The following is a 24,633-nucleotide window of genomic DNA, read 5'->3' as shown; positions in this document are numbered from 1 at the left end:
GAGGTCCACCCTCACCGGGCAGGGCGTCGTTCGCCCGCGGGGGCGGTTTTGGCAGCGGACCTCACGAAAAACCGCGGGATCGTGCGGCTCCGGAGTGGCGCACGTCCGTGGCTAGACTCGATCACCATGTGCGGAATCGTGGGCTACGTAGGCCCTGGAACCATGGTCGGAGAGGCCTCGGGGCGACCCCTCGACGTCGCTCTCGAAGGACTCGGCAGGCTCGAGTACCGCGGCTACGACTCGGCCGGGGTGGCGCTCGTCGCGCCCGGGATCGACGCCGTCGCGTTCGCCAAGAAGTCGGGCAAGCTCGCGAACCTCGTCGAGGAGATCGACCTGCACCCGCTGCCCGCGGCGACCGCGTCGATCGGACACACGCGGTGGGCGACGCACGGCGGCCCGACCGACACGAACGCCCACCCGCACCTCGCGGACGACGACCGCCTCGCGGTCATCCACAACGGGATCGTCGAGAACTTCGCGACGCTCAAGTCCGAGCTGCTCGCCGAGGGCGTGCGGTTCCGGTCGGAGACGGACACCGAGGTCGCGGCGCAGCTCCTGGCCCGCGCGTACCGCGAGACCAAGGACCTCACGCTCGCCATGGGGCAGGTCGCGCGCCGCCTCGAGGGCACGTTCACGCTGCTCGCCGTGCACGCCGACTCCCCGGACACGGTCGTGGGCGCGCGGCACGACTCGCCGCTCGTCGTCGGGCTCGGCGAGGGGGAGAACTTCCTCGGCTCCGACGTCGCGGCGTTCATCTCCCACACCAAGGAGGCGCTCGAGCTCGGGCAGGACCAGATCGTCACGATCACCCCGACGGCCGTCGAGGTGACCGACTTCGACGGCAACCCGGCCGAGGCCAAGCGCTACACGGTCGACTGGGACGCCGCGGCGGCGGAGAAGGGCGGCTACTCGTCCTTCATGGACAAGGAGATCCACGACCAGCCGCACGCCGTCGCGGACACGCTGCTCGGCCGGACGGACCCGTCGGGCAAGCTCGTGCTCGACGACCTGCGCATCGACGAGGCCGTGCTGCGATCGGTCGACAAGATCATCGTGGTCGCGTGCGGCACGGCGGCGTACTCGGGCCACGTCGCGAAGTACGCGATCGAGCACTGGTGCCGCATCCCGGTGGAGGTCGAGCTCGCGCACGAGTTCCGCTACCGCGACCCGATCGTCGACGAGAAGACGCTCGTCGTCGCCGTGACCCAGTCCGGCGAGACCATGGACACGCTCATGGCCGTGCGCCACGCGCGCGAGCAGGGCGCGAAGGTCATCTCGATCGTCAACACGCACGGGTCGACGATCCCGCGCGAGTCCGACGCCGTGCTCTACACGCACGCCGGGCCGGAGATCGCGGTCGCCTCGACGAAGGCGTTCCTGTCGCAGATCACCGCCGCGTACCTGCTGGGCCTCTACCTCGCGCAGCTGCGCGGGAACAAGTTCCCGGACGAGATCTCGGCGATCCTCGAGGACCTGCGCGAGATGCCCCGCAAGATCCAGACGGTCATCGAGCGCGGCGAGTACGTGCGTGCGACCGCCCGGTCGATGAAGGACGCCTCGTCGGTGCTGTTCCTCGGGCGCCACGTCGGCTTCCCCGTCGCGCTCGAGGGCGCGCTCAAGCTCAAGGAGCTCGCGTACATCCACGCGGAGGGCTTCGCGGCGGGCGAGCTCAAGCACGGGCCGATCGCGCTCATCGACGAGGGGCAGCCGGTGTTCGTCGTCGTGCCGTCGCCGAAGGGCCGCGAGGGCCTGCACTCGAAGGTCATCTCGAACATCCAGGAGATCCGGGCCCGCGGGGCGCGCACGCTCGTCATCGCCGAGGACGGGGACGACGCCGTGCGCCCCTACGCGGACGAGATCTTCTGGATCCCCGAGTCGCCGACGCTGCTCTCGCCGTTGCTGGCCGTCGTGCCGCTGCAGATCTTCGCGATGGCGCTCGCGACGGCGAAGGGCCTGGACGTCGACCAGCCGCGCAACCTCGCGAAGTCGGTCACGGTCGAGTAGCCCCTTCGCCGCCGAGCATGTGCTTGTGGCCCGTCCGGACGTCCGGACGGGCCACAAGCACATGCTCGGCAGAGGAAGGCGCATGCTCGGCCAGGCCGGTCATAGGGTGGGCGAATGATCAAGGGCGTGGGGATCGACGTCGTGGACGTCGCGCGGTTCATGGAGACCCTCGAGCGGACGCCCCGGTTGCGGGAGAAGTTGTTCACGCCCGTCGAGCGCGACCTGCCGCCCGCCTCGCTGGCCGCCCGGTTCGCCGCCAAGGAAGCCATCGCCAAGGCGCTGGGGGCTCCCGCGGGCATGCGCTGGCACGACGCGACCGTGCACCGCGTCGTCGGAGGCCCGCCGGAGGTCGAGATCACGGGCACGGTAGCGGCGCGCGCGGACGCGCTGGGCATCACCGCCTGGCACCTGAGCATCTCCCACGACGCCGGCATCGCCTCGGCCATGGTCATAGCCGAGGGTTGACGCCCACACCGCCGAGCACGCGGTTGCCGCCCGTCGGCGCGACGGGCCGAGGTCGAACCGCATGGTGGGCGGGCGCTGTCGCCAGGTTCGGCGCGTGGCGTCGCCGTCCACAGGTCCGGTCCTCGCGGTCACGATCCACAGCGCACCGCCCCGGTCCGACGGCGAAGGCTCCTCGTGCGATGGGGTGGCACCTGTGCGTCGTGCCCAGCTCCCCCCGACCCTTCTCGCCGTCGCGGCGGGCCAGGGCGGTCTCGTGTCCATCGACCAGTGCCGGGGCCACGGTCTCAGCGACAGGGACGTCGCCGGCCTCGCGCGGCGGGGAACCCTCGCGCGTGTGACCCGTGGCGTCTATGACGTCACCGCAGTCCCGTTCGTCGGCCGGTCATGGGACGAGCTCCGAGCTCGCGCTGCATGGACGGGCCTGCTCGCCTTCGGCCACGACGCGGTAGCGGTCGGCTCGTGCGCACTCGTCCTCCACGGCGTGCGGGGACTGCCGGCGACGGTCCGACCCGAGGCGGCCGTGCCTCGTGGGCGGAACCGGCGCGATCGTGACGGGGTCGCGCTGCGCCAGTTCGACGCGGGCATGACCACGACCGAGATCGGCGGGCGGAGAGTCGCGACGCTCGACTGGGCCCTCGCGCAGGCCGTGCCTGAGCTCCCGCGCGCGAACGGCCTCGCGGTGCTCGACTCGGCGCTCCACCAGGGCCTCACGGACACGGACGGGCTGCACCGGGCGCACGAGCACGCGCGCGGGAGGCGCGGTGTCGCCAGCCGCCACACGTTGTGGGCGATGGCCGACGCTCGGGCCGAGTCACCGCTCGAGTCCTTCGCCCGGCTCGACTGCGTCGACGAGGGCGTGCCGCCGCACACGCTGCAGCTTCCCGTCCTCGATCACGAGGGAAGGGCCGTCGCGCGGGGTGACCTCGCCTGGCGGTACCGCGACGGTCGATGGCTCGTCGCCGAGCTGGACGGTCAGGACGTGCACAGCACCCCGCACGCAGTGTTCGCGGACCGGTCCCGACAGAACCGGCTCGTCGCGACGGGGCAGATCGACGTCCTTCGCTTCACCGGTCGAGACGTCGGGACGATCGGCCGCACGGTCCGCGCGACCTTGCACCGGTGACGACACGCCGAACATGCCGTTGTAGACCGTCGGGTCGCTCTGACGGGGGACAACCGCATGTTCGGCGGGGGTGGGGGGCGAGAGAGAGTCAGGGGTGGAGGGCGGGGATGACCTGGCGCTGGAAGAGCTCGAGCTGGTCGCGGTCGGTCGCGGCGAAGGGGAAGTAGCCGATCGCGTAGCCGAGGCCCTGGTCGCGCAGGCCCGTGAGCGTCTCGACGATCTGCTCCGGCGTCCCGACCAGCGGGCCGTTCCGCCACGACGCGACGTTGTCGTCCGCCTTCTCCGGGAACCAGCGGCGCGCGTGCTCCTCGATCCGGTCCAGACGGTCGGCGACGTCCTGCTCGGTCTCGCCGATGACGACGTTGTAGTTGGCCGAGCGCGTGATCTCGCCGAAGTCGCGGCCGAGGTCGCGGCAGTGCTGCTCGAGCACGGCGGACTTGTGCGCGAAGCCCTCGGGCGAGCCGTCGAAGTTCGTGTACTGCGCGTGCCGGGCCGCGATGCGCAGCGTCTTCTTCTCGCCGCCGCCGGCGATCCACAGCGGGATGCTCGGCTTCGCGCCCTCGCCGTCCACGACGACCCGCTGGAGGGGCTGCGGGTAGCAGAGCGCGCCGTCCACCTGGTAGCGCCGGCCCTCGAACGTGCCCGACGACCCCGTCCGCCACATGCGCGCCATGATCTCGACGCCCTCGTCGAGCGCGCGCAGGCGCTCGCCCGCGCTGGGGAAGCCGTATCCGTACGCGCGCCACTCGTGCTCGTACCAGCCCGCGCCGATGCCCATCTCGAGCCGGCCGCCGGAGACGTGGTCGACGGTCGCGGCGACCTTCGCCAGGTACGTCGGGTCCCGGTACGCCATGCACGTGCACATCTGACCGAGACGCACGCGCTGCGACGCCGCCGCGAACGCGGCCATGAGCGTCCACGCCTCGTGCGTCGCCTCGGTGCTCGGGGTCGGCGTGGTGTGGAAGTGGTCGTAGACCCACACGCCGTCCCATGCGAACTCGCCGCCCGGCAGGGGCTCGCCCGCCGCGGCGTTGTCGGCGTAGTGCAGCAGGGAGAGCATGGTCTTCCAGTGGTCCTCGGGCGCGACGTCGACGAGGTCGTAGCGCCAGCCCTGGGGGATGAACAGTCCGAATCGCATGGTCGTCACCCTATGCGGGGCCGCGCCGAGAGCCGCCCTGTGAGGTCTGCCGTCTCACCCTGCGGCGGTCCGCGCAGGCGACGGGGGCACGGGGTCGGCAGGATGAGGTCATGATCGAAGCCTGGTCCGCGGCCGACGTGCGTGCCGCCGAGGAGCCCCTGCTCGCGGCGGGCGTCCCGCTCATGGAGCGAGCGTCGTTCGCGCTCGCGACGATCGTCGCGCGCGACCTCGCGCGACGGCGCTCGGTCGCGCTGCCCGACGGCGGGCGTCGGGACGGGCGCGTGAAGGGCGCCCGGGCGGTCCTGCTCGTGGGCTCGGGCAACAACGGCGGGGACACGCTCCACGCGGGCGCGTACCTCGCGCGCCGGGGCGTCGAGGTGCTGGCCGTCCTGACCGGCGAGCACGCGCACGCGGGCGGGCTCGCGGCGCTCCTCGACGCGGGCGGGCGCGTCGAGGTGCTCGTCGGCAGCCCCGACGGCACGACGCGCGCCGACCGGCCGCACGAGCACCTGGACCCGCACGTCGCCGACCGGGTCGCCGCGCAGGTCGCGCGCGCCGACGTCGTGCTGGACGGCCTCGTCGGCATCGGCGCCCGCGGGCCGCTGCGCGGCGTCGCGGCGGACCTCGTGCGGCACGTCTCCGCGGTGCTCGACGGCGACGCGCACGCGGGCGGGGAGCCCGGCGGCCACGGCGTGCCCGGGGACGGCGCGCGCTCTTCCGAGTCCGGGTCCGGGGCGCGCGGGCGCCCCTGGGTCGTCGGGGTCGACGCGCCGAGCGGAGTCGGCGTCGACGACGGCACGGTCCCCGGACCGGTGCTGCGGGCCGACCGCACGGTGACGTTCGGCGCGGCCAAGCCCGGTCTCCTCCTGCCGCCCGCGACGCACCTCGCCGGGCACGGCGCGGTCGTGGACATCGGGCTGCGCCTGGGTGCTCCCGCCGCGGACGGTGGGGCGCCACGGCCGGTCGTGCGGCGTCTCGAGCCCGCCGACGTCGCGGCTCGGTGGGTCGTGCCGGGGCCGACCGACCACAAGTACACGCGCGGCGTCGTCGGCGTCGTCGCGGGCACGCCGACCTTCCCGGGCGCGGCGGTGCTCGTCGCGAGCGCCGCGGTCCGCACCGGCCCGGGGATGGTCCGCTATCGCGGGCCCGACGACGTCACGCGCGCGGTGCTCGCGGCCCGGCCCGAGGTGGTGCCGGCCGCGGGCCGCGTGCAGTCCTGGGTGCTCGGGCCCGGCGTGCCGCCCGTCCCGGGCCCCGACGACGGCCCCGTGGACGACGGCGGCCAGCACGAGCGGGTCCGGTACGCGCTCGCGGCAGCGACGGGCGAGCTCGCGGCGGACGTCGTGGGGGAGCGGGTGCCCGTGGTGGTCGACGCCGGGTCGCTGTCCCTGCTGCCCGAGCGCTGCCCGCCGTCGGTCGTCCTCACCCCGCACGCGGGGGAGCTCGCGACGGTGCTGCGGTCGCGCGGCGACGACGTGACGCGCGCGGACGTCGAGGCGGAGCCGCTGCGGTGGGCGCGGCGCGCGCACGAGACCACCGGGGCGACGGTGCTGCTCAAGGGGTCGGCCACCCTCGTCGTCGGGCCGGAGGGGGCGTGGTCCCAGGCGGACGCGCCGGCCTGGCTCGCGACGGCGGGTGCGGGGGACGTGCTCGCGGGGATCCTCGGCACGGTGCTCGCCGCGCACGCCGAGCGGGTCGTGCGGGAGCCGGGGCTGGCCGCAGAGCTCGCTGCCGCGGCCGCCGTCGTGCACGGCCTCGCGGCGGCGCGGGCGAACCCGGGCGGCCCGGTCGCGGCGCTGGACGTCGCCGACGCGATCCCCGCCGTCGTCGCCGAGCTCCTCGCGGCGCGCTGAGCGCGGGACCCACGCCGGTACCGTGGTGGGCGTGGTCCCCCTCCCCGTGCGCGACGGTCTCAACCCGACGCGCCTCGTGCTGCCGCACGACGCCGAGAGCGTCGCGCGGTACACGCGCACCCTCGACTACGTGCGGCACCGCTTCCCGGACGACGCCGTGCGCCTGGCGGAGAAGGTCGCGGCGGGCGAGGTGGTCGACGGTCGCGGCCGGCCGGTCGACGCGACCACTCCGTACGAGCCGCGCGGCTTCGTGTTCCTCTACCGGGACCCGCCGGAGGAGCCCGAGGTGCCGTTCGAGGTCCGCGTGCTGCACCGCGACCGGGACCTGCTCGTCGTCGACAAGCCGCACTTCCTCGCGACGATCCCGCGCGGGTCGTACGTGGCGCGCTCGGTGCTCGTGCGGCTGCGGCGCGACCTCGACCTGCCCGACCTCAGCCCCGCGCACCGCCTCGACCGCGTGACGGCCGGCGTCCTGCTCCTCACGCTGCGCCCGCAGGTGCGCGGCGCGTACCAGGAGCTCTTCGCGCGGCGGGAGGTGCGCAAGGCGTACGAGGCGGTTGCGCCGTGGGACCCGGCGCTGGACCTGCCCGCGACCGTGCGCAGCCGCATCGTCAAGCGACGCGGCGTCATGCGCGCCGAGGAGGTCGACGGCGAGCCCAACGCGGAGAGCCGCGTCGACGTGATCGAGGCCGACGTGGCCCGCGGCCTCGCGCGCTACCGGCTGGAGCCGCACAGCGGCAAGACGCACCAGCTCCGGCTGCACATGGCGCGACTCGGCGTGCCGATCGTGCACGACAACTTCTACCCCGAGCCGTACGACGTCGCGCCGGAGGACTACACCCGTCCGCTCCAGCTCGTGTCGCGCTCGCTCGCGTTCGTCGACCCGCTCACCGGGCGTGAGCGCCGCTTCGAGACGGACCGGCCGCTCGGCGCCTGGTGAGCACGCCCCGGTGACCCGGCCCGGTGCGCCCGCCGGGCGGACCGGTCACGGTCGGAGCGCCACGCCCGGCGTCGGGACGTGCAGGACGTCGGACAGCCCGGCGGCCGCGAACGCCCGCGCGACGTCGGCGACCGACTCGCCGAAGTGCGCCCATCCCTCGGCGTGCACGGGGACGACGACGCGCGGCCGCAGGAGCCGCGCGACCTCGGCCGCTCCCGCGCCGTCGAGCGTGAGCGCCGCGCCGTCGTGCGCCACGACCACGGCGCGCGGGTCGCCGCGCGGGTCGCGCGGGCGCTCGTGCTCGCGCCCCACCGCACGGGCGGGCAGGCGCAGTTCGTCCCCGCGCCGGTCCCGCCGCAGGACACCGCCGACCCGGTGGAGCTCGCGATGGTCTGGGCGCGCGCGCACCTGGACGAGCCGATCTCGCTGGACGCGTGGGCGCGCGCGGCGGGGACGTCGCGGCGCACGTTCACCCGCCGGTTCGCCGCGCGCACCGGCCTCAGCCCGGTGCGGTGGTTGCTGGACCAGCGCGTCGACCGGGCGCGCGAGCTCCTCGAGACGACCGACCTCGCCCTGGACCGGGTCGCGGAGGCCGCGGGCCTCGGCTCGGCGGAGTCCTTGCGTCACCACTTCCGGGTCCGGCTGGGGACCAGCCCGTCGCGGTACCGGGTCGAGTTCGGTGGCACCACGACCAGCCGCCCCGACGACGTCGACCCGGCGCGCCGGCTCGCCGGGCGACGACGGTGAGAGAATCGTCCACCGTGAGCGACACCCAGCGCACGACCCCGGCCGGCTCACCCGCCGGCGCCCCTGGCCCCGCCACGTCCCCGGTCCCCGCGGACGCTGACCTCGACTACCCCGCCCGCGCCGTCGTCGACCTGGCCGCGATCCGGGACAACGTCCGCGCCCTCGCGGGGCACGCGCCGTCGGCCCGGGTGATGGCGGTCGTCAAGGCCGACGCATACGGGCACGGCCTCGTGGCGAGCGCGCTCGGGGCGCTCGCAGGCGGCGCGACGTGGCTCGGCACCGCGCAGCCGAGCGAGGCGCTCGCGCTGCGCGCCGCCGGGATCGGGCCCGAGCGGGCCCGCGTCCTCACGTGGCTCTACCCGCCCGGCGCCCCGCTGCGCGCGCTCGTCGAGGCGGACGTCGACGTCTCGCTCGCCGCGCGCTGGGCGGTCGACGAGGTCGTCGCAGCGGCTCGGGCCGCAGGAAGGACCGCGCGCGTGCACCTCGCGGTCGACACGGGCCTGGGGCGCAACGGGATCATGCCCGCCGACCTGCCCGACGTGCTGGACGCCGTCGCGCGCGCCCAGGCCGAGGGCGCGGTCCGCGTCGTCGGGATCTGGTCGCACCTCGCGTTCGCGGACGAGCCAGGGCACCCGAGCGTCGTCGCGCAGGCCGACGTGCTCGACGAGGCGGTCCGGCTCGCCGAGCGCGCGGGCGTCGCGCCCGAGCTGCGCCACCTCGCGAACTCGGCCGCGACGCTGACCGCGCCGCGCACCCACTACGACCTCGTGCGACCCGGCCTCGCGGTGTGGGGCATGACGCCCGTGCCGCAGCTCGGGCCACCGTCCCGGTACGGACTGCGCCCCGCGATGACGCTCGAGGCGCGCCTCGCGACGGTCAAGCGCGTGCCCGGCGGGCACGGCGTCTCCTACTCGCACCACTACACGACCCCGCAGGACACGACGCTCGGCGTCGTCCCGCTCGGGTACGGCGACGGGATCCCGCGGCACGCCTCGGGCGGCGGCCCCGCGGGGGCGCCCGGCGGTCCGGTCCTCGTCGGTGCGCGCCCCGGCGACGCGGGTCGGGTCCTGCGCGTCGCGGGGCGCGTGTGCATGGACCAGCTCGTGCTCGACCTCGGTCCGGACGCGGCCGAGCGCGCGGGCGACGTCGTCACGCTGTTCGGCGCGGGCGACGGCGTCGAGCACGACGGTGTTCCCACCGCCGAGGACTGGGCCCGGGCCGCCGGGACCATCAGCTACGAGATCACGACGCGCCTCGGCGCGCGCGTGCCGCGCGAGCACGTGGGGACCCACGTGCTCGACGACGCCGCGCGGGCGCTGCTCGCGCACGAACAGCACCCCAGCACGGAAAGGACGGTCCGCGCATGAGCGACGACCCCACCCCCTCGACGCCCGCCGGGCCCCCCGCCGACGTGGCCGACACGCACGGCGTCGTCGTGCTGTCCGACGCCGACGCGACCCGCGCGTTCGGCCGCGCCCTCGCGGGCGTGCTGCGCGCGGGCGACCTCGTGATCCTCACGGGCGACCTCGGCGCCGGGAAGACGACGCTCACGCAGGGCATCGGCTCCGGGCTCGGCGTGCGCGGCCAGGTCGCGTCGCCGACGTTCATCGTCGCGCGCGAGCACCCCCCGCTCGGCGACGGCCCGGCGCTCGTGCACGTGGACGCGTACCGCCTCGGCTCGCTCGACGAGGTCGACGCGCTCGACCTCGACTCGAGCCTCGACGACTCGGTGACCGTCGTCGAGTGGGGCAGCGGGCTCGTCGAGTCGCTCGCGGGCGACCGCCTCGAGATCGTGCTCGAGCGCCCGCGCGGCGGCGCCGACCCGCGGTCCGACGACGCTCCCGAGGCCGGGGAGCGACGCGTGACCGTGCGCGGGGTCGGGGCGCGCTGGTCCGACCTCGACGTCGCCGCGCTGACCCGGTAGCGCACCGCGAGGAGAACAGTCCCTGTCCCGGCCGTAGGCTGGGGGCCGTGGCTGTTCTCGCGCTCGACACCTCCGCCTCCGTCACCGTCGCCGTCGTCTCCGACGACGGCGCCCGTCTCGCCCGCCGCGACGTCCCTGAGCGTCGCCGACACGCCGAGGCGCTCGCCCCGCTGGTCGAGGAGGCGCTCGCCGAGGCCGGAGTCGACCGCCGCGACCTCACGGCCGTCGTCGTCGGCACGGGCCCCGCGCCCTTCACGGGCCTGCGGGTCGGGCTCGTCACCGCACGCACGCTCGGCTTCGCCCTCGGCATCCCCGTGCTCGGCGTCCCGAGCCTCGACGCGATCGCGGCCCAGGCCGTGAGCGACCTCGGCCTCGAGCCCGACGACGAGCTGCTCGTCGCGACCGACGCCCGCCGCCGCGAGGTGTACTGGGCGCGCTACCGCGTCGTCGCGCACGAGGGCCCGCACGCCGCGCCGGTGCTGGAGACCGTCGCGGGTCCCGACGTCGGGCCGGCGGCCGCGGTCGCCCAGCACGCCGCCGGCGCGGTCGTCGTGGGGGAGGGGGGCGAGCTCTACCCGGACGCCCTCGACGGCGCCGACGACGCGCCGCTCGTCCCCGACGCCGCCGTCCTCGCGCGGCTCGCGATCGCGCGCCGCGCCGCGGGGACCGACCAGCCCACCGAGCCGCTGTACCTGCGCCGCCCGGACGTCCACGAGGCCGCCGCGCGCAAGCGCGTGAGCGACACCACGCCCGCTCCGGCGCCCGAGGCGTCCCGATGAGCGCGCGCCGCTACGAGATCCGCCTGCGCCCGCTAAAGGCCGCCGACCTCGACCGCGTCGTCGAGCTCGAGCGCGAGCTCTTCGGACGCGGCGCCTGGACGTACGGGATGCTCGCGGACGAGCTCGCGGGCCTCGGGCGCTGGTACGTCGCCGCGGAGCCCGTGCGGCTCTACGCCGCGGGGCCCCAGCCCGTCGTCGGCTACGCGGGGCTGTGGTTCGACGGCGACGTCACGCAGGTCATGACCCTCGGGGTCGACCCCGCGTTCCAGCACCAGGGCGTCGGCTCCACGCTCCTGGAGGCGCTGATCGCGCGTTCCCGCGACCTCGGCGCGAGCGCGGTGCTGCTCGAGGTGCGGGTCGACAACGACCCGGCGCTCGCGCTCTACGCGAAGTACGGGTTCGAGCAGCTCGGCATCCGCAAGCGCTACTACCAGCCCGAGGACGTCGACGCCTACACGATGCGGCTCGAGCTCGGCGCGGCCGGGGCGCCCGGCGGTCCCGACGCGCCGGACTACGGCACGGCGCCCGACACCGGCGTCCTCGCGTGAGCGCGCCCGCGCCGCGGAGCGTTCGCACCGGCACGGCCGGGCCCGGGTCCGACGCCGCGCGTCGAGACCGGGTGCTCGTCGCCGCTCCAGGGCTGGCGGAGGCGCTCGCGGGCGACCGCCCGCCCGTCGTGCTCGACGTGCGCTGGGCGCTCGGCGTCACCGACGGTCGCGCGCAGCACCGCGCGGGGCACGTCCCGGGCGCCGTCTACGTCGATCTCGAGACCGAGCTCGCGGCGCCGCCGTCGCCCGCGGCGGGCCGGCACCCGCTGCCCGACCCGGCCGACCTCCAGGCCGCGGCGCGGCGCTGGGGCGTGCGCGCGGACCGGCCGGTCGTCGTCCACGACGCCGTGGGCGGCACGTCCGCCGCGCGCGCCTGGTGGCTGCTGCGCTGGGCGGGTCACCACGACGTGCGGATCCTCGACGGCGGGCTCGCCGCCTGGCAGGCGGCCGGGTACCCGCTCGAGGAGGGCGACGTGCGGCCCGAGCCGGGCGACGTCGTGGTCACGCCGGGCGGGATGCCCGTGCTCGACGCCGACGGCGCGGCCGACCTCGCGACGTCGGGCGTGCTGCTCGACGCGCGCGCGGGCGAGCGCTACCGCGGCGAGGTCGAGCCGGTCGACCCGCGCGCGGGACACGTCCCCGGCGCGGTGAGCGCGCCGACCACCGACAACCTCGCCGCCGACGGGACGTTCCTGGACGCGGCCGCACTGCGGGAGCGGTTCGCTGGGCTCGGGGTCGTGGAGACGACGGCGGAGGCCGAGGCAGCGGACGATCCTCCCGTCGTGGGCGTGTACTGCGGCTCGGGCGTGACCGCGGCGCACGAGGTCGCCGCGCTCGCGACGCTCGGCGTCGAGGCGGCGCTCTACGCCGGCTCGTGGTCGCAGTGGTCGAACGACCCGGCACGGCCCGCCGCGACCTGACCGCACCGCGCCGCGGACGCCGCGAGGCGGCACCCGGTGGGGTGCCGCCTCGGCGGACGTGCGGGTGCGGCGGGGCCGCGGGGGGTCAGACGGTCGCGATGGCCTGCTCGGGCGTGAGGCGCGGCGAGCGCGGGTAGGGCGTGCCGACGCCGTCGGCCACGCCGACGTTGATGACGAGCATCGACTTCCAGCCGTTGTCGGCGAAGAACTCGGCGTCGATCCCGGCGCGGTCCATGCCGTTCATCGGGCCCGCGGCGAGCCCGGCGGCACGCAGGCCGACGACGAGGTAGCCCGCCTGGATGTGGGCGTTGTCGCGCGCCATGCCGTCGCGGACGTCGGGGACGCCGTGGAGGTTGTCACGCATGCCGGGCACGTGGGGGAACAGCGTGTCGAGGTGCTCGTGGAACGCGGGGTCGTACGCGACGACGAGCGAGAGCGGGGCGTTCGCGACGCGCTCCTTGTTGCCGTCGTTCATGTGCGCGACGAGGCGCTCGCGGGCCTCGGGCGTGCGCACGGCGAGGATGCGCAGCGGGACGGTGTTCATGGCCGTCGGACCCCACTTGACGAGGTCGTAGACGGCGGCGAGCTGCTCGTCGGTCACCTCGGCGTCGGTGAACTGCGCGGTGGTGCGCGCCTCGCGGAAGAGGCGGTCGGCCGTGGTCTCGTCGATCTGCAGGCTCTCGGGAGCCAGGGTGTCGGTGCTCATGACCGGGGCAACGGTTGAGCATTGAACCATCTTCCCGACAGACGGTGTGACGTGCGCGACACGGCGCGGGCCTACCCCGCGCGCGACTACCCTGGACGCCATGGTTCCCTCTGTGCCCGTGAGGTCTCTGTGAGCGCCGGCGAGCCCCTGGTGCTCGGCATCGAGACGTCCTGCGACGAGACCGGCGTCGCGCTGGTCCGGGGTCGCGAGCTGCTCGTCGACACCGTCGCGAGCTCGATGGACGAGCACGCGCGCTACGGCGGCATCATCCCCGAGGTCGCGTCGCGCGCCCACCTCGAGGCGATGATCCCCACGATCGAGCGCAGCCTCGGCACGGCGGACGTCGACCTGTCCGAGGTCGACGCGATCGCCGTCACCGCCGGGCCGGGTCTCGTCGGCCCGCTGACGATCGGCGCGTCGGCCGCCAAGGCGCTCGCGCTCGCGCTCGGCAAGCCGCTCTACGGCGTCAACCACGTCATCGGGCACGCCGCCGTGGACGAGCTCGTGCACGGCGCGTTCCCGGAGCGCGTCATGGCGCTCGTCGTGTCCGGCGGGCACAGCTCGCTCCTCCTGGTCGACGACGTCGCGACGTCGGTCACCGAGCTCGGCTCGACGCTCGACGACGCGGCGGGCGAGGCGTTCGACAAGGTCGGGCGCCTGCTCGGCCTCCCCTACCCGGGTGGTCCGCACATCGACCGCCTCGCGCGGGAGGGCGACCCGACGGCGATCCGCTTCCCGCGCGGCCTCACGGCGCGCAAGGACCAGGAGAAGCACGCGTACGACTTCTCCTTCTCCGGCCTCAAGACGGCCGTCGCGCGCTGGGTCGAGGCCCGGCAGGACGCGGGGGAGGAGATCCCCGTGCACGACGTCGCGGCCTCCTTCGCGGAGTCCGTCGCCGACGTGCTCACCGCCAAGACCATCGCGGCGTGCGAGCAGCACGGCGTGTCGACGCTCGTCGTGGGCGGCGGGTTCAGCGCGAACTCGCAGCTGCGCGACATGGCCGCGAAGCGCTGCGCGGAGGCCGGGATCGAGCTGCGCATCCCGCCGATCCGCTACTGCACGGACAACGGTGCGATGATCGCCGCGCTCGGGTCCGCCGTCGTGCGGGCCGGCGTGGCGCCGTCGAGCCTCGACATCGGCGTGGACTCGTCGATGCCGCTGACCGTGACCCACGTGTGACCTCCGAGCCCGGCCTCACGCCCGACGAGGCGCTGCGCCGCGCGCACGCGTGGGCCCAGGCCGCCGCAGCGTCGCGCCCCGGGCCGGAGCGGGCCCAGGCGGAGCAGGCTGCGGCGTACTGGACGGCGCGGCACCGGGCGCTCCTCGCGCCGGTGCCCGTCCCTGCCTACGGGACGCCGGCCGCGACGATCGTCGCGCCGTACGGCCGATCCTCCGGCGCTCCCGCGACCCAGCCCGCGTACGGGTCTCCGGCGGCGACCGCACCCGCGTACGGGGCGTCCACCGTCTCGTGGGAGGTGCCACGCCGCCGTCGGGGTCGTGCCGGGTGGGTGGTGATGTTCGTCCTGGTGCTCGTGGTGTCCGTCGTCGCGTACCTCGTCAACGACGTGCGCGAGGCGCGGGACGACGGCGCGGTCCTGCCCACCGAGCAGGAGGGCGCCGTGCCGCCCCCCACGGTCTGGGAGGACCCGAGCCCCGACGCGACCGCGTCGGCGACCGGCATGGAGGCCGCGTGGAAGGCGGGCGAGTACGCCGAGCCGCTGCCCGACCCCGTGCCGGGCGCGACGCAGACCACGCCCTTCCTGCCCGACCACCCCGACCCCACGGCCTGGCTGCTCGCCCTCAACCCCGCCAACGAGGGCGTGCAGGTCGTGTTCACCGACGACCCGACGCTCAACTGCGGCATGGAGCACGTCGCGGAGCACGACGCGTACGCGACCGGCTCGGCGGGCTGCTTCCAGCCCGCCCACCCGACGGTGCTGTTCGTGTGGTGGGGAGAGGACTCCGACCCGGCGACCAAGCAGGTGCTCCTCGCGCACGAGCTGTCCCACATGCTCCAGTGGTGGCACGAGTTCGACCTGCTCCAGTCGGCGGTCGACTCGGGGTTCGCGGAGGACGAGGAGTGGACGCACGCGCTCGAGACCGACGCGACGTGCCGCGTGCTGTCGTGGGGCGGGTACTCGGAGACGGCGGCGGACCGCACGTCGTCGCCGTGCGACACCGACGACTGGTCGCCGACGTGGCTCGCCGACCGGGCCATCGACCTCGGCGTGGTCCTGCGCGACTACTGACCGTCCCCGGCGGACCGTCAGAGCGGGCGGCCCGCCCGCATCTCCGCGACGAGCGAGCGCACGACGGCGTCCAGCTCGCCCCCGTTGCGGCGCGCGACGGCGCGCTGGCGCTGGTAGGAGGCCCCGCGGCGCACGATCGTGCGCACGCCGTCGAGCTCCTCCAGGCACCCGAGGCGCGCGGCGACGGGCTCCAGCTCGACGAGCAGGCGCCCCACGGCGTCGGTCACGAGCTCCTCGTTGCCCTCGCGGTCGAGGATGATGATCGCGTCCATGCCGTAGCGGGCGGAGCGCCACTTGTTCTCCTGCGCGAACCACGGCGGGATGCTCGGGAGCTCGTGGCCCTCGTCGAGCAGCGTGGAGAAGTGCTCGACCAGGCAGTGCGTGAGCGCGGCGAGCGCGAGGAGCTCGGAGATGTTCGTGACACCGTCGCAGATGCGGGTCTCGAGCGTGCCGAACTGCGGGGCGGGCCGCAGGTCCCAGCGGATCTCGTCGAACGCGTCGATGACGCCGGTGTGCAGCATGTCCGCGACGTAGCCCTCGAGCTCCTCCCACGTGCCGAACTGGAACGGGAGCCCCGCCGTGGGGAGCTGCTGGAACATGAGCGCGCGGTTCGACGCGTACCCGGTGTCCTTGCCTCCCCAGAACGGCGAGCTGGCCGAGAGCGACTGCAGGTGGGCGAAGGTCGTGAGCATCGCGCGCTGGATCGGCAGCACCTTGGCGCGGTCCTCGATGCCGACGTGCACGTGCACGCCGTAGATGAGCATCTGCCGCCCCCACCACTGCGTGCGGTCGATGAGCGTGGTGTAGCGCTGCTTGTCGGTGACCTTCTGCTGCGCCCAGCGTGCGAACGGGTGCGTGCCCGCGCTCATGAGCTCGACGCGCAGCGGGTCGGTCACGGCCCGGAGTTCCTCGATCGAGCGTTCGAGGTCGCGACCCGCCTCGCCGACGGTGCGGCACACGCCGCTCACGACCTCGACCGTGTTGAGCAGCAGCTCCTGCTTGATCGACGGGTGCGCCCCACCGCCCTCGGGCCGCACGGCGTCGAGCACGGTCTGCGCGACCTGGCGCAGGTCTCCCGAGTCGGCGTCGACGAGCGCGAGCTCCCACTCCAGCCCGACGGTCGAGCGCTCCGACCGCGCGAACGGGATCGCGGTGCGCCGCGGCAGGACGCTCACCGCGGACCCTCCTGGGCGTCGTTCTGCGGGGCGCCCGTCGAGGGGACGGCGAGCGGCTCGACGACGAGGACCTGCTGGGACCCGCCCACACGCGTCAGGACGATCGTGGCGGTCCGGTCGCCCGTGAGGGCGAGCTGGCGTCGGAGCTGCTCGGGCGTGACGGCCGTGCCGCGCTTCTTGATCGTCAGGCGCCCCACGCCGCGCTCGCGCAGGTAGGAGCGCAGCCGCTTGAGGCCGAACGGCATCGTGTCGAGCACGCGGTACCCGCGCGCGAGGCCGTCCGCGAGCCCGGTCGCGTCGAGGGGTGCGGGGGAGTCGGTCGTCACGTACGCGATCGTCCGGTCGAGCAGCCGCCCGCCGAGCCCGCGGGCCGCGTGGGCGACGAGCCCCGCACGGATGACCGCGCCGTCGGGCTCGTAGAGGTACTGCCCGACGCCGCCCACGTCGGGCACGACGTCCTCGTCGCCGGGACGGTGGGCGACCCGCCGCGTCGTGGTGCGCTCGGTCCCGTCCGAGCCGGTCCACGTCGTGAGGACGAGCGCGGAGCGGCCCGGTCCCTCGGGCGCGAGCGGGCCGAACCAGAGACCCGCCTCCACCACGTCGCCGTCGACCGAGACCCACTCGGTCTCGGCGTCCTCGGGCAGGCCGTCGTGCGGGATCCCGGGACCGACCTTGATGCCCACGGCGGGGACGCGCTCGCGCAGCGCCCACACCGCGTCGAGCGGCGGGGCGTAGGCCTTCGGGTCGAACACGCGCTTGCCGCCCCGTGTCCGTCGGGCGGGGTCGGCGTACACGCCCTCGACCCGCTCGCCCTCCAGGTCGAGCGCGAGCCCGTCGCCGTGGCGCACCTCGGCCTCGGGGAAGTGGCGCAGGTTCACGGTCGCGATCGCCGCGGTGAGCTCGTCGACGTCGGTCGCGAGCACCTCGAGCTCCGCGGCGGCGAACGCGAGCGCGTCGACGCCGATCCCGCTCGTGAGGTCGGCGACGCGCCGGATCCCCGCGTCCTGGTACCGCCGCGCGTGCAGGCCCGCGACGACGAGCCGGCTCGCCTGCTCCAGTCCCGCCTGCGTGAAGAGCATGCCGTCGGCGAACGCGCCGAGCTTGCCGCGGGCGGCCGCGCGCAGCCGCGACTGCGTGAGCGCCGCGGCGGCCAGGTCCGGGTCGACGCCCTTCGCGCGCAGCCCCGCCGAGAGCACGAGCGCCTGCTGCTCGTCGTACGGCGGGAGCGCGCCGAGCAGCGCCCAGCCCTCGGGGCTGAGCAGCTTGGTCAGCGTGGCGGCGTCCATGGCGTCGATCCTTCCACGGGGGACGGGGACCCCGCGCAGCCGGGACCCGGATCGTCCCGAGGGGCGGACGTTGGCACTCGCCTTGACCGAGTGCTAACGGCGACCTAGATTTGAGGACGTGCCGCCACCGCTCGCGGAGGCGGCACCACGTGCGACCAGGCTGTCCGGCACCCGCGACGACGGCCAGCCGGGTGCGCTCGACCCATCCGTTGCAGTTCTCACCGCGAAAGGGGAGGTCCGACGTGTCGGTCCCCATCAAGCCGCTCGAGGACCGGATCGTCGTGAAGGCCCTCGAGGCCGAGACCACGACCGCATCCGGCCTGGTCATCCCGGACACCGCCAAGGAGAAGCCCCAGGAGGGCGAGGTCCTGGCCGTCGGTCCGGGCCGTGTCGACGACAACGGCAACCGCGTCCCGCTCGACGTGACCGTCGGCGACAAGGTCATCTACAGCAAGTACGGCGGCACCGAGGTCAAGTACGGCGGCGTGGACTACCTGGTCCTCTCCGCGCGCGACATCCTCGCCGTGGTGGTCGGCTGACGCCGACCTCGTTCCAGCAGCAGGGCCCGCGACCGTCCGGTCGCGGGCCCTGCTGCGTTCCGTGGCTGGTCGCCCCACCGTTCCCACGGGTCGTGCGCACGTGCTCCCGGTACGACGTCGGACCGGTGCCGTGCAGGTCTGCTGGTGGTGCCGCGGAGGGCTGGTCAGCCGGTGCGGCGAGCGCCGCCGGCGAGGATCGCCGCCCGCTCGTCCTCGCTCAGGCCGCCCCACACCCCGTACGGCTCGCGCACACGGAGCGACTGCTCGCGGCACTGCATCATGACGGGGCACGAGTGGCAGATCGCCTTCGCGGCCTCCGCGCGACGGCGGCGCGTCGAGCCGCGTTCGCCCTCGGGGTGGAAGAACAGCGTGTCGTCCGCGTCACGGCACGAGCCCTGGTACTGCCATTCCCACAACTCCATGACGGGCCCGGGGAGCCTCGAGATCTCTGCCATGGCGAACAACCTACAAGCGTTGCAGAGGTTGTTCAAGTCCCCTGTGGTGAAAAAGTGAACGGGCAGGTCGCGACCGGTTCGAACCCGCAGATGTGGGTCGCGCGGCGTCGAAGCGATCCATGGCATGCGGAGGGGCTGGCGCGATGTTGACGCGATGGCGCGTTTGCGCGTGTGGTGAACAAATGCTGCACAAGGCTGAAGCGAAGGGTGCAGGACTGTGACCTGGACGAGGTGGCGAGACCGGTGACCGGTCGGCAGAATCGATCCATGACCTCCGTCCGGTCCGCCCCCGACCCCGAGGGAGCCCGACCGAGCATGTCCACGAACCCCGGCCTCGCCGTCGCCGCCGTCGCGCGCCGGCTCGGCGTCGCGCCCGCGACCCTGCGGACCTGGGACCGCCGCTACGGCCTCGGGCCCTCCCAGCACCGCGCAGGCTCCCACCGGCGCTACACGGACGACGACGTCGCGCGTCTGGTCGTCATGCGGCGCCTCACGCTCGACGGCGTCGCGCCCGCCGACGCGGCCCGCGCGGCGCTGGCGGCCGACGACGACGAGCTCGACGCGCACCGCGGTGCCGTCTCGTTCGACGAGCACGGGGCCGAGGGGGGCGCGGACCTCGACGACGACCTCGACGCGGACGACGCGACCCCCGAGCCCGCGCCACCGTCGCGCCCGTTCCTGCGGGCGGTGCCGGGCGGCGAACCCGCGCGGGGGACGGGGCCGCGCGCCGTCGGCGTGCGGGAGGCTCCGCGCCCCACGCGCGTGTCCGACGTCGTCGACGCCGCGATCGCGTACGACCAGCGCACGTGCGACCGGCTCCTGCGGATCCCCGCAGGCGGCGACCCCGCGGCCTGGTGGTCCGACCTCGTCGAGCCGGCGCTCGAGCGGCTCGCCGAGCGCACCGTGCTCGCCGGCCCGGGGGAGGTCCCCGAGGTCGTGCTCGCCAACGCGACGCTGGGAGCGCTGCGCGAGTACACGCAGGCGAGCGAGGACGCGATCGTCGCGGCGGGGGGGCCGCCCCGCAACCACCCGAGCCGCATGCGCCGGATCGTCCTCGTGTTCGCGGCGCCGGACGAGCCGCTGCCGCTGGCCGCGCACGCTCTCGCGGCGTCGCTGGCATCCCACGGCGCGATGGCCCGCATCGTCACGGGGCCGGCGAACGTCCACCGCACGCTCGAGATCGTCACGATGGTGCGGCCCTCCGCCGTCGCCATGGTGACGACCCAGGCGCGTCCCGACCTGGGGATCGTCCATGCCGCGCACGAGGCGAACCCGAGCCTGCCGTTCTTCGTCGGCCTGCCGAGCGACGAGGCCGCCGGCGACCTCCCGCTCGCCGCGACGGTGCACCGCGTGCGCAGCTTTCCCGGGCTCCTGCACGAGCTCCTCGCGGTCGTCCGCTGAGGTCTCGGGCGGGCGGCCCACGGGGTGCCGGGCGCGGGTCGCGGCGGGAATACCGGAGAGCCCCGCGGCGTAGAATCCTGGTGTGACCGCCTCGCCCGTCCCCGCCGCCGCTCCCGACCGCGACCCCTTCGGTTTCCTGGGTCTCACCTATGACGACGTCCTGCTGCAGCCCGGGTACTCGGACCTGGCGCCGTCGGACATCGACACCACGACGCGCCTGACCCGCGAGATCTCGATCCGCGTCCCGCTCGTCTCGGCGGCGATGGACACCGTCACCGAGTCGCGCATGGCGATCGCGATGGCGCGCCAGGGCGGCATCGGCGTCCTGCACCGCAACCTCTCCATCGAGGACCAGGCGCTCCAGGTGGACCTGGTGAAGCGCACGCAGACGGGGATCATCGACAACCCGGTGACGATCGGCCCGGACGCCACGCTCGAGGAGCTCGACAAGACGGCGGGCGAGTACCGCATCTCCGGCTTCCCCGTCCTCGACGCCGAGCGCCGCCTCATCGGCATGGTCACCAACCGCGACCTGCGCTTCACGCCCGTCGCGGAGTGGGCCACGACCAAGGTCGACGAGGTCATGACGCCGCAGCCGCTCATCACGGGCCCGGCCGGCATCTCGCGCGAGGAGGCCACCGCGCTCCTGCGCAAGCACAAGCTCGAGCGTCTCCCGCTCGTGGACGCCGACGGCCGCCTCACGGGTCTCATCACCGTCAAGGACTTCGTGAAGTCCGAGCAGTTCCCGCAGGCGTCCAAGGACGGCCAGGGCCGCCTGCTCGTGGGTGCCGCGATCGGCTACTTCGGCGACGCGTGGCAGCGCGCCACGACGCTCATCGACGCGGGCGTGGACGTGCTCGTCGCCGACACGGCGCACGGCAACGTCCGCATGCTCATCGAGATGGTCGCGCGGCTGAAGTCCGACCCGGCGACGCGCGACGTGCAGGTGATCGGTGGCAACGTCGCGACGCGCGAGGGCGCCCAGGCGTTCGTCGACGCGGGTGCGGACGCGGTCAAGGTCGGCGTCGGGCCGGGCTCCATCTGCACGACGCGCATCGTCACCGGCGTGGGCGTCCCGCAGGTCACGGCGGTCTACGAGGCGTCGCTGGCCGCGCGCCCGGCGGGCGTGCCCGTCATCGCGGACGGCGGTATGCGCCACTCGGGCGAGATCGGCAAGGCGATCGTCGCGGGTGCGGAGTCGGTGATGCTGGGCTCGATGCTCGCGGGCACCGAGGAGTCCCCGGGCGAGACGATCCTCGTGAACGGCAAGCAGTACAAGGCGTACCGGGGGATGGGCTCCATGGGCGCCATGTCCTCGCGCGGCAAGAAGTCCTACTCCAAGGACCGCTACTTCCAGGCCGAGGTCACGAGCGACGACATGATCGTCCCCGAGGGCATCGAGGGCCAGGTCGCGTACAAGGGCTCGCTCGGTACCGTCGCGCACCAGCTCGTCGGCGGCCTGCACCAGACGATGTTCTACGTCGGCGCACGGACCGTCCCGGAGCTCCAGGAGAAGGGCCGCTTCATCCGCATCACGTCGGCCTCGCTCAAGGAGAGCCACCCGCACGACGTCCAGATGACCGTCGAGGCACCGAACTACTCGGGCTTCTGAGTCGACCGGCACCACTCACGTCGGCCCGGCGCCCGGCACCCCTACGGGGCCGGGCGCCGGGCCGTGGTCGTCTTGCGGGCGCGCCGTCAGGCCGTCGGTGCGCCGTCGGGTCTCACGAGGCCATGACGCGCGTGTGCAGGGCCTGCACGGCGTACCGGGCCGCCCAGAAGGCGCCGTGCTGCCACGCCGAGATCTCCGACATCCAGTCGCCCGCGAAGTACACGTTCCCCGCGCCCTGCTGGAGCTGCTTGAAGCGCGACGACTGCGTGTTCGGGTAGGCCCACGCGCCCTCGATGTAGGGCACCTTGTGCCACGCGATGGAGAACGAGCTCTCGAGCTCGGTCCGGTACTTCTCGCCGTGGATCTTCACGCCCTGCTCGACGGCGCGCATCTCGCGCTGCCGCGGCGTCATGTCGGCGTAGGAGCGGGCGTTCGCGCCGGTGTTGTAGTACCCGACGACGAGGCCACGGCGCTCGCCGTACCCGTAGGAGGGGTACCAGACGTGGGCGAGGTCCATGTCGGTCTCCGTGATGCCGCCGAAGATCCGGTGGTCGTCCTCCCAGAACCGCGAGCGGTACTCGAGCCCGATCTTGCCCGCGGGCGACCCGACCGCGAACTCGCCCAGTGCGGCGTCGATGTCGGCGCCCCAGTTCGTGTCCCACCGCCGCATCAGCCCCGCGGGCGCGGCGACGATCGCGAAGTCCGCATCGATCTGGCGGGCCTTGCCGTTGTGGGCCGTGTAGGTGACGGTGACGCCGCTCGTGGTGTTCCGCACCCCGGTGACCGGCGAGCTGAACAGGACGTTCTGCTTGCCGATCGCCCGGACGAAGTAGTCGTAGGTCGTGTCCATGCCGCCCTTCGGCTGGAACATGAGCATCGACTGCTCCCAGTTGATCTCGAACGGGAAGTACTGCCCCACCTTCGACGCGAGCACCTCCGAGACCGTGCCGGGGCCGGGGAGCGGCGTGCCGTGCTCGTTCCAGGCGGACGGGTAGACGGAGTAGCCCCGGTTGTCCCCGCCGCGGTAGCTGCCGTCGGACTGCAGCGACCCCCAGGACCGGAGGAACGCGCGCAGGTTCTCCTTGTCCGCGGCCGTGAGCTTCTGGTCGAGCGCGCCCTGGTCGGTCGCGTAGCTCAGGAGCTCGGACGTGTAGCCGAAGACGTCCGCCTTGGCCGTGCGGTAGCGGACCGGGTTGCCGGGGGTGGCGCCCGAGCGCTCGTTGTAGAGGTAGGCGTCCGCGTTCGCGTTGGTGAACACCTCGTAGGGGACGCCCAGCTCGCGCAGGTAGTCCATGGTGACCATCCACTGCGCGATGCGGCCGGCGCCCGCGTTCATGTAGACGCCGTCGGAGAACCGTGCCTTCTGGGTGACGCCGTTGATGTCCGTCTCGGAGTCGCCCCCACGTATCGTCAGCGTCCGCCCGCCGGGCCGGTGCCGCGCCTCGAGCACCGTCACCCGGTACCCCGCCTTCTGGAGCTCGTACGCCGAGGCGAGGCCCGCGGGCCCGGCGCCCACGACGACGACCTTCTTGGCGGAGCGTCCCGTCAGGCTGAAGTCGCTGCCCCGCGGCGGTGTCCACGACTCGTTCCGGGGCTGGGCGGCGGCCGTGGGCGCGAGCCCGACCGCGCCCATCGTCGCGAACATGACGCCGGCGCTGGAGCCGACCCCGACGGCCTGGAGGAAGTTGCGGCGCGAGACGCCGGACGTCTTCTCGTCAGTGACCATGTGGCTGGAGCCCTCTCGTCCACGGCCCGACGGACGGACTGCCCGGCCCACGATGCCGGGTGCCGCCGTCAGCACCGCGGCCGACGCTAGGCACGCGTCGTCGCGAACGTGGGTCCGGGGCGTTTCGCGTCCGTCAACGCGCGACGGCTCGCGTAAACGTCTCGTGTCGTCCGCGTCGTGCCTGGTCGACGGGCCGTGCGGTGCGGGCAGCCGGCGCCCGACGGCGCGGCGACGAGCCGACACGCGCCCGTCACGGCCCCGAAACGGTCGGCGTCTAGCGTCGCCGGTCCGGCGGCCGTCGTGGCCCGCCGGAGCGGGCGTCAGGGTGGCGCCCGTCGTCCCCGCCTGGAGGCCTGCATGAAGAACCGCACCAAGGTCGTCGTCGCCGTCGCCGTCACCGCCGCCGTGGCCGTCCCCGGCACCGCCGTCGCCGCAGGGAAGCTCTTCGAGCCGAAGCCCACCGAGTCCTTCTCGTTCGTCACCGGCGACACCCCGTCGATCGCCGACGGCGTCGCGTTCGGCAAGAACGTCGCCTGGTACAAGTCCTCGGGCCTGGGGCCCTCCGCGATGAACACGACGCCCGGGGCGGGTGCCGAGGAGCGTTACATCCCCACCGACGTGTTCCCCGGCGGGGTGCTGCCGGCGGGCGTCACGATCACCGAGGCGCAGGGGATCAACGTCCTCATGCGGATCGGCGAGAACCTCGAGCGGGCCGGGCTGTCCTACGACGACGTCGTGTCCATGCGCGTGTTCCTCCAGAACCCCGCGGGGCAGGAGAAGATGGACTTCGCCGGCTGGAACCGCGCCTACCGGCAGTTCTTCGCCAACACGAACCTCGCCACCGGCAAGCCGATCGACGTCCAGCTCGGCTCGGCGACGACCGCCCCGATGGTCGTCAACGCCGCGCGCCCGTCGCGGTTCGCGCTCGAGATCGAGAACCTCCCCGTGAACGGCTGGCTCGTCGAGGTGGAGGTCGACGCGGTCTACCCGAAGTGACGCACGACGGGCCGGCGCCCGGAGGGTGCCGGCCCGTCGCGGGGGAG

General features: G+C 74.4%; 24 protein-coding genes and 1 pseudogene. 18 read left to right on the top strand and 7 right to left on the bottom strand.

The genetic code is table 11. The annotated features are described in order from the left end of the window. Nucleotides 1–126 precede the first annotated feature (126 nt). The 4 genes and pseudogenes from glmS (at nt 127) to AC6CH9_RS07690 (ending at nt 3,592) form a co-directional block, all read left to right on the top strand. Nucleotides 127–2,004: a glutamine--fructose-6-phosphate transaminase (isomerizing) gene (gene glmS / locus AC6CH9_RS07705; protein WP_498154373.1), complete on the top strand. Its 1,878-nt coding sequence runs from the start codon at nt 127–129 to the stop codon at nt 2,002–2,004. A 114-nt stretch (nt 2,005–2,118) separates the two neighbouring features. Continuing rightward, complete coding sequence (locus AC6CH9_RS07700; protein WP_498154372.1) at nt 2,119–2,469, top strand: holo-ACP synthase; 351 nt, start codon at nt 2,119–2,121, stop codon at nt 2,467–2,469. 61 nt (nt 2,470–2,530) lie between these two features. Then, nucleotides 2,531–2,809, top strand: a pseudogene (locus AC6CH9_RS07695) (type IV toxin-antitoxin system AbiEi family antitoxin domain-containing protein); the annotation flags it as partial. Between the two features lie 243 nt (nt 2,810–3,052). Then, nucleotides 3,053–3,592 carry a putative endonuclease domain-containing protein gene (locus tag AC6CH9_RS07690; protein ID WP_498154442.1) on the top strand — a complete coding sequence of 180 codons (540 nt, stop codon included), beginning with the start codon at nt 3,053–3,055 and terminating at the stop codon, nt 3,590–3,592. Nucleotides 3,593–3,680: 88 nt separating this feature from the next. Here the strand turns inward: AC6CH9_RS07690 and AC6CH9_RS07685 are convergent, their stop codons facing one another. Continuing rightward, complete coding sequence (locus AC6CH9_RS07685; RefSeq protein WP_498154371.1) at nt 3,681–4,730, bottom strand: TIGR03560 family F420-dependent LLM class oxidoreductase; 1,050 nt, start codon at nt 4,728–4,730, stop codon at nt 3,681–3,683. Between the two features lie 110 nt (nt 4,731–4,840). On the opposite strand from AC6CH9_RS07685, the gene AC6CH9_RS07680 reads away from it, so the two are divergent. Next, nucleotides 4,841–6,583 carry an NAD(P)H-hydrate dehydratase gene (locus AC6CH9_RS07680; protein WP_498154370.1) on the top strand — a complete coding sequence of 581 codons (1,743 nt, stop codon included), beginning with the start codon at nt 4,841–4,843 and terminating at the stop codon, nt 6,581–6,583. Nucleotides 6,584–6,614: 31 nt separating this feature from the next. Further along, complete coding sequence (locus tag AC6CH9_RS07675; RefSeq protein WP_498154369.1) at nt 6,615–7,523, top strand: pseudouridine synthase; 909 nt, start codon at nt 6,615–6,617, stop codon at nt 7,521–7,523. 45 nt (nt 7,524–7,568) lie between these two features. On the opposite strand, the gene AC6CH9_RS07670 is transcribed toward AC6CH9_RS07675, so the two are convergent. Beyond that, nucleotides 7,569–7,784 carry a hypothetical protein gene (locus AC6CH9_RS07670; protein ID WP_498154368.1) on the bottom strand — a complete coding sequence of 72 codons (216 nt, stop codon included), beginning with the start codon at nt 7,782–7,784 and terminating at the stop codon, nt 7,569–7,571. On the opposite strand from AC6CH9_RS07670, the gene AC6CH9_RS07665 reads away from it, so the two are divergent. The 6 genes from AC6CH9_RS07665 to AC6CH9_RS07640 all read left to right on the top strand — a co-directional run bounded on the left by AC6CH9_RS07665 (nt 7,770) and on the right by AC6CH9_RS07640 (nt 12,441). After that, on the top strand, nt 7,770–8,270 hold the full coding sequence (locus AC6CH9_RS07665) for a helix-turn-helix domain-containing protein (protein WP_498154367.1): 501 nt from the start codon (nt 7,770–7,772) through the stop codon (nt 8,268–8,270). The two genes, AC6CH9_RS07670 and AC6CH9_RS07665, sit on opposite strands and share 15 nt — an antisense overlap. Nucleotides 8,271–8,401: 131 nt before the next feature. Next, nucleotides 8,402–9,637, top strand: a complete 1,236-nt coding sequence (gene alr / locus AC6CH9_RS07660; protein ID WP_498154438.1) for an alanine racemase — start codon at nt 8,402–8,404, stop codon at nt 9,635–9,637. Beyond that, nucleotides 9,634–10,194, top strand: coding sequence for a tRNA (adenosine(37)-N6)-threonylcarbamoyltransferase complex ATPase subunit type 1 TsaE (gene tsaE, locus AC6CH9_RS07655; protein WP_498154366.1), 561 nt, complete (start codon nt 9,634–9,636; stop codon nt 10,192–10,194). The genes alr and tsaE overlap by 4 nt, the downstream gene beginning before the upstream one ends. Nucleotides 10,195–10,241: 47 nt before the next feature. Next, entirely contained in the window at nt 10,242–10,973 is a 732-nt protein-coding gene (tsaB, locus tag AC6CH9_RS07650) for a tRNA (adenosine(37)-N6)-threonylcarbamoyltransferase complex dimerization subunit type 1 TsaB (RefSeq protein ID WP_498154365.1), read from the top strand. Further along, on the top strand, nt 10,970–11,521 hold the full coding sequence (rimI, locus tag AC6CH9_RS07645; RefSeq protein ID WP_498154364.1) for a ribosomal protein S18-alanine N-acetyltransferase: 552 nt from the start codon (nt 10,970–10,972) through the stop codon (nt 11,519–11,521). The genes tsaB and rimI overlap by 4 nt, the downstream gene beginning before the upstream one ends. Before the next feature lie 71 nt (nt 11,522–11,592). Continuing rightward, nucleotides 11,593–12,441 carry a sulfurtransferase gene (locus tag AC6CH9_RS07640; RefSeq protein WP_498154437.1) on the top strand — a complete coding sequence of 283 codons (849 nt, stop codon included), beginning with the start codon at nt 11,593–11,595 and terminating at the stop codon, nt 12,439–12,441. Between the two features lie 85 nt (nt 12,442–12,526). On the opposite strand, the gene AC6CH9_RS07635 is transcribed toward AC6CH9_RS07640, so the two are convergent. Continuing rightward, nucleotides 12,527–13,147, bottom strand: coding sequence for a malonic semialdehyde reductase (locus AC6CH9_RS07635; protein ID WP_498154363.1), 621 nt, complete (start codon nt 13,145–13,147; stop codon nt 12,527–12,529). A 129-nt stretch (nt 13,148–13,276) separates the two neighbouring features. On the opposite strand from AC6CH9_RS07635, the gene tsaD reads away from it, so the two are divergent. Then, nucleotides 13,277–14,326, top strand: coding sequence for a tRNA (adenosine(37)-N6)-threonylcarbamoyltransferase complex transferase subunit TsaD (gene tsaD / locus AC6CH9_RS07630; protein WP_498154362.1), 1,050 nt, complete (start codon nt 13,277–13,279; stop codon nt 14,324–14,326). Next, entirely contained in the window at nt 14,323–15,396 is a 1,074-nt protein-coding gene (locus AC6CH9_RS07625; protein ID WP_498154361.1) for a hypothetical protein, read from the top strand. Before tsaD ends, AC6CH9_RS07625 begins: the two co-directional genes overlap by 4 nt. 17 nt (nt 15,397–15,413) lie before the next feature. On the opposite strand, the gene AC6CH9_RS07620 is transcribed toward AC6CH9_RS07625, so the two are convergent. Both AC6CH9_RS07620 and AC6CH9_RS07615 read right to left on the bottom strand, forming a co-directional pair. Then, entirely contained in the window at nt 15,414–16,562 is a 1,149-nt protein-coding gene (locus tag AC6CH9_RS07620) for a glutamate--cysteine ligase (RefSeq protein ID WP_498154436.1), read from the bottom strand. A gap of 5 nt (nt 16,563–16,567) precedes the next feature. After that, nucleotides 16,568–17,857 carry a THUMP-like domain-containing protein gene (locus AC6CH9_RS07615; protein WP_498154360.1) on the bottom strand — a complete coding sequence of 430 codons (1,290 nt, stop codon included), beginning with the start codon at nt 17,855–17,857 and terminating at the stop codon, nt 16,568–16,570. Between the two features lie 242 nt (nt 17,858–18,099). Between AC6CH9_RS07615 and groES the strand changes: the two genes are divergently transcribed. Next, entirely contained in the window at nt 18,100–18,396 is a 297-nt protein-coding gene (gene groES, locus AC6CH9_RS07610) for a co-chaperone GroES (protein ID WP_047233053.1), read from the top strand. Nucleotides 18,397–18,560: 164 nt separating this feature from the next. Here the strand turns inward: groES and AC6CH9_RS07605 are convergent, their stop codons facing one another. Beyond that, nucleotides 18,561–18,851, bottom strand: a complete 291-nt coding sequence (locus tag AC6CH9_RS07605; RefSeq protein ID WP_031316449.1) for a WhiB family transcriptional regulator — start codon at nt 18,849–18,851, stop codon at nt 18,561–18,563. 267 nt (nt 18,852–19,118) lie between these two features. On the opposite strand from AC6CH9_RS07605, the gene AC6CH9_RS07600 reads away from it, so the two are divergent. Together AC6CH9_RS07600 and guaB are read left to right on the top strand one after the other, a co-directional pair. Next, entirely contained in the window at nt 19,119–20,252 is a 1,134-nt protein-coding gene (locus AC6CH9_RS07600; RefSeq protein WP_498154359.1) for a MerR family transcriptional regulator, read from the top strand. Nucleotides 20,253–20,334: 82 nt separating this feature from the next. Continuing rightward, entirely contained in the window at nt 20,335–21,864 is a 1,530-nt protein-coding gene (gene guaB / locus AC6CH9_RS07595; protein WP_082141239.1) for an IMP dehydrogenase, read from the top strand. A 112-nt stretch (nt 21,865–21,976) separates the two neighbouring features. On the opposite strand, the gene AC6CH9_RS07590 is transcribed toward guaB, so the two are convergent. Further along, nucleotides 21,977–23,590: a flavin monoamine oxidase family protein gene (locus AC6CH9_RS07590; protein ID WP_064315427.1), complete on the bottom strand. Its 1,614-nt coding sequence runs from the start codon at nt 23,588–23,590 to the stop codon at nt 21,977–21,979. Between the two features lie 357 nt (nt 23,591–23,947). Between AC6CH9_RS07590 and AC6CH9_RS07585 the strand changes: the two genes are divergently transcribed. Next, nucleotides 23,948–24,586, top strand: coding sequence for a Rid family hydrolase (locus AC6CH9_RS07585; protein ID WP_237841987.1), 639 nt, complete (start codon nt 23,948–23,950; stop codon nt 24,584–24,586). The last annotated feature ends 47 nt before the right edge of the window (nt 24,587–24,633 follow it).

The organism is Cellulosimicrobium sp. GQ32, from assembly GCF_059758455.1.
This window is presented reverse-complemented; position numbering and strand designations above follow the sequence as displayed.

What these genes read in the sequence shown, in the direction of transcription:
- AC6CH9_RS07635 (WP_498154363.1), bottom strand. Translation starts at nt 13,147, where the DNA reads ATGAGCACCGACACCCTGGCTCCCGAGAGCCTGCAGATCGACGAGACC.
- AC6CH9_RS07700 (WP_498154372.1), top strand. Translation starts at nt 2,119, where the DNA reads ATGATCAAGGGCGTGGGGATCGACGTCGTGGACGTCGCGCGGTTCATG.
- AC6CH9_RS07615 (WP_498154360.1), bottom strand. Translation starts at nt 17,857, where the DNA reads ATGGACGCCGCCACGCTGACCAAGCTGCTCAGCCCCGAGGGCTGGGCG.
- AC6CH9_RS07600 (WP_498154359.1), top strand. Translation starts at nt 19,119, where the DNA reads ATGACCTCCGTCCGGTCCGCCCCCGACCCCGAGGGAGCCCGACCGAGC.
- AC6CH9_RS07585 (WP_237841987.1), top strand. Translation starts at nt 23,948, where the DNA reads ATGAAGAACCGCACCAAGGTCGTCGTCGCCGTCGCCGTCACCGCCGCC.
- AC6CH9_RS07680 (WP_498154370.1), top strand. Translation starts at nt 4,841, where the DNA reads ATGATCGAAGCCTGGTCCGCGGCCGACGTGCGTGCCGCCGAGGAGCCC.
- AC6CH9_RS07590 (WP_064315427.1), bottom strand. Translation starts at nt 23,590, where the DNA reads ATGGTCACTGACGAGAAGACGTCCGGCGTCTCGCGCCGCAACTTCCTC.
- glmS (WP_498154373.1), top strand. Translation starts at nt 127, where the DNA reads ATGTGCGGAATCGTGGGCTACGTAGGCCCTGGAACCATGGTCGGAGAG.
- AC6CH9_RS07690 (WP_498154442.1), top strand. Translation starts at nt 3,053, where the DNA reads ATGACCACGACCGAGATCGGCGGGCGGAGAGTCGCGACGCTCGACTGG.
- tsaE (WP_498154366.1), top strand. Translation starts at nt 9,634, where the DNA reads ATGAGCGACGACCCCACCCCCTCGACGCCCGCCGGGCCCCCCGCCGAC.
- rimI (WP_498154364.1), top strand. Translation starts at nt 10,970, where the DNA reads ATGAGCGCGCGCCGCTACGAGATCCGCCTGCGCCCGCTAAAGGCCGCC.
- AC6CH9_RS07685 (WP_498154371.1), bottom strand. Translation starts at nt 4,730, where the DNA reads ATGCGATTCGGACTGTTCATCCCCCAGGGCTGGCGCTACGACCTCGTC.
- AC6CH9_RS07605 (WP_031316449.1), bottom strand. Translation starts at nt 18,851, where the DNA reads ATGGCAGAGATCTCGAGGCTCCCCGGGCCCGTCATGGAGTTGTGGGAA.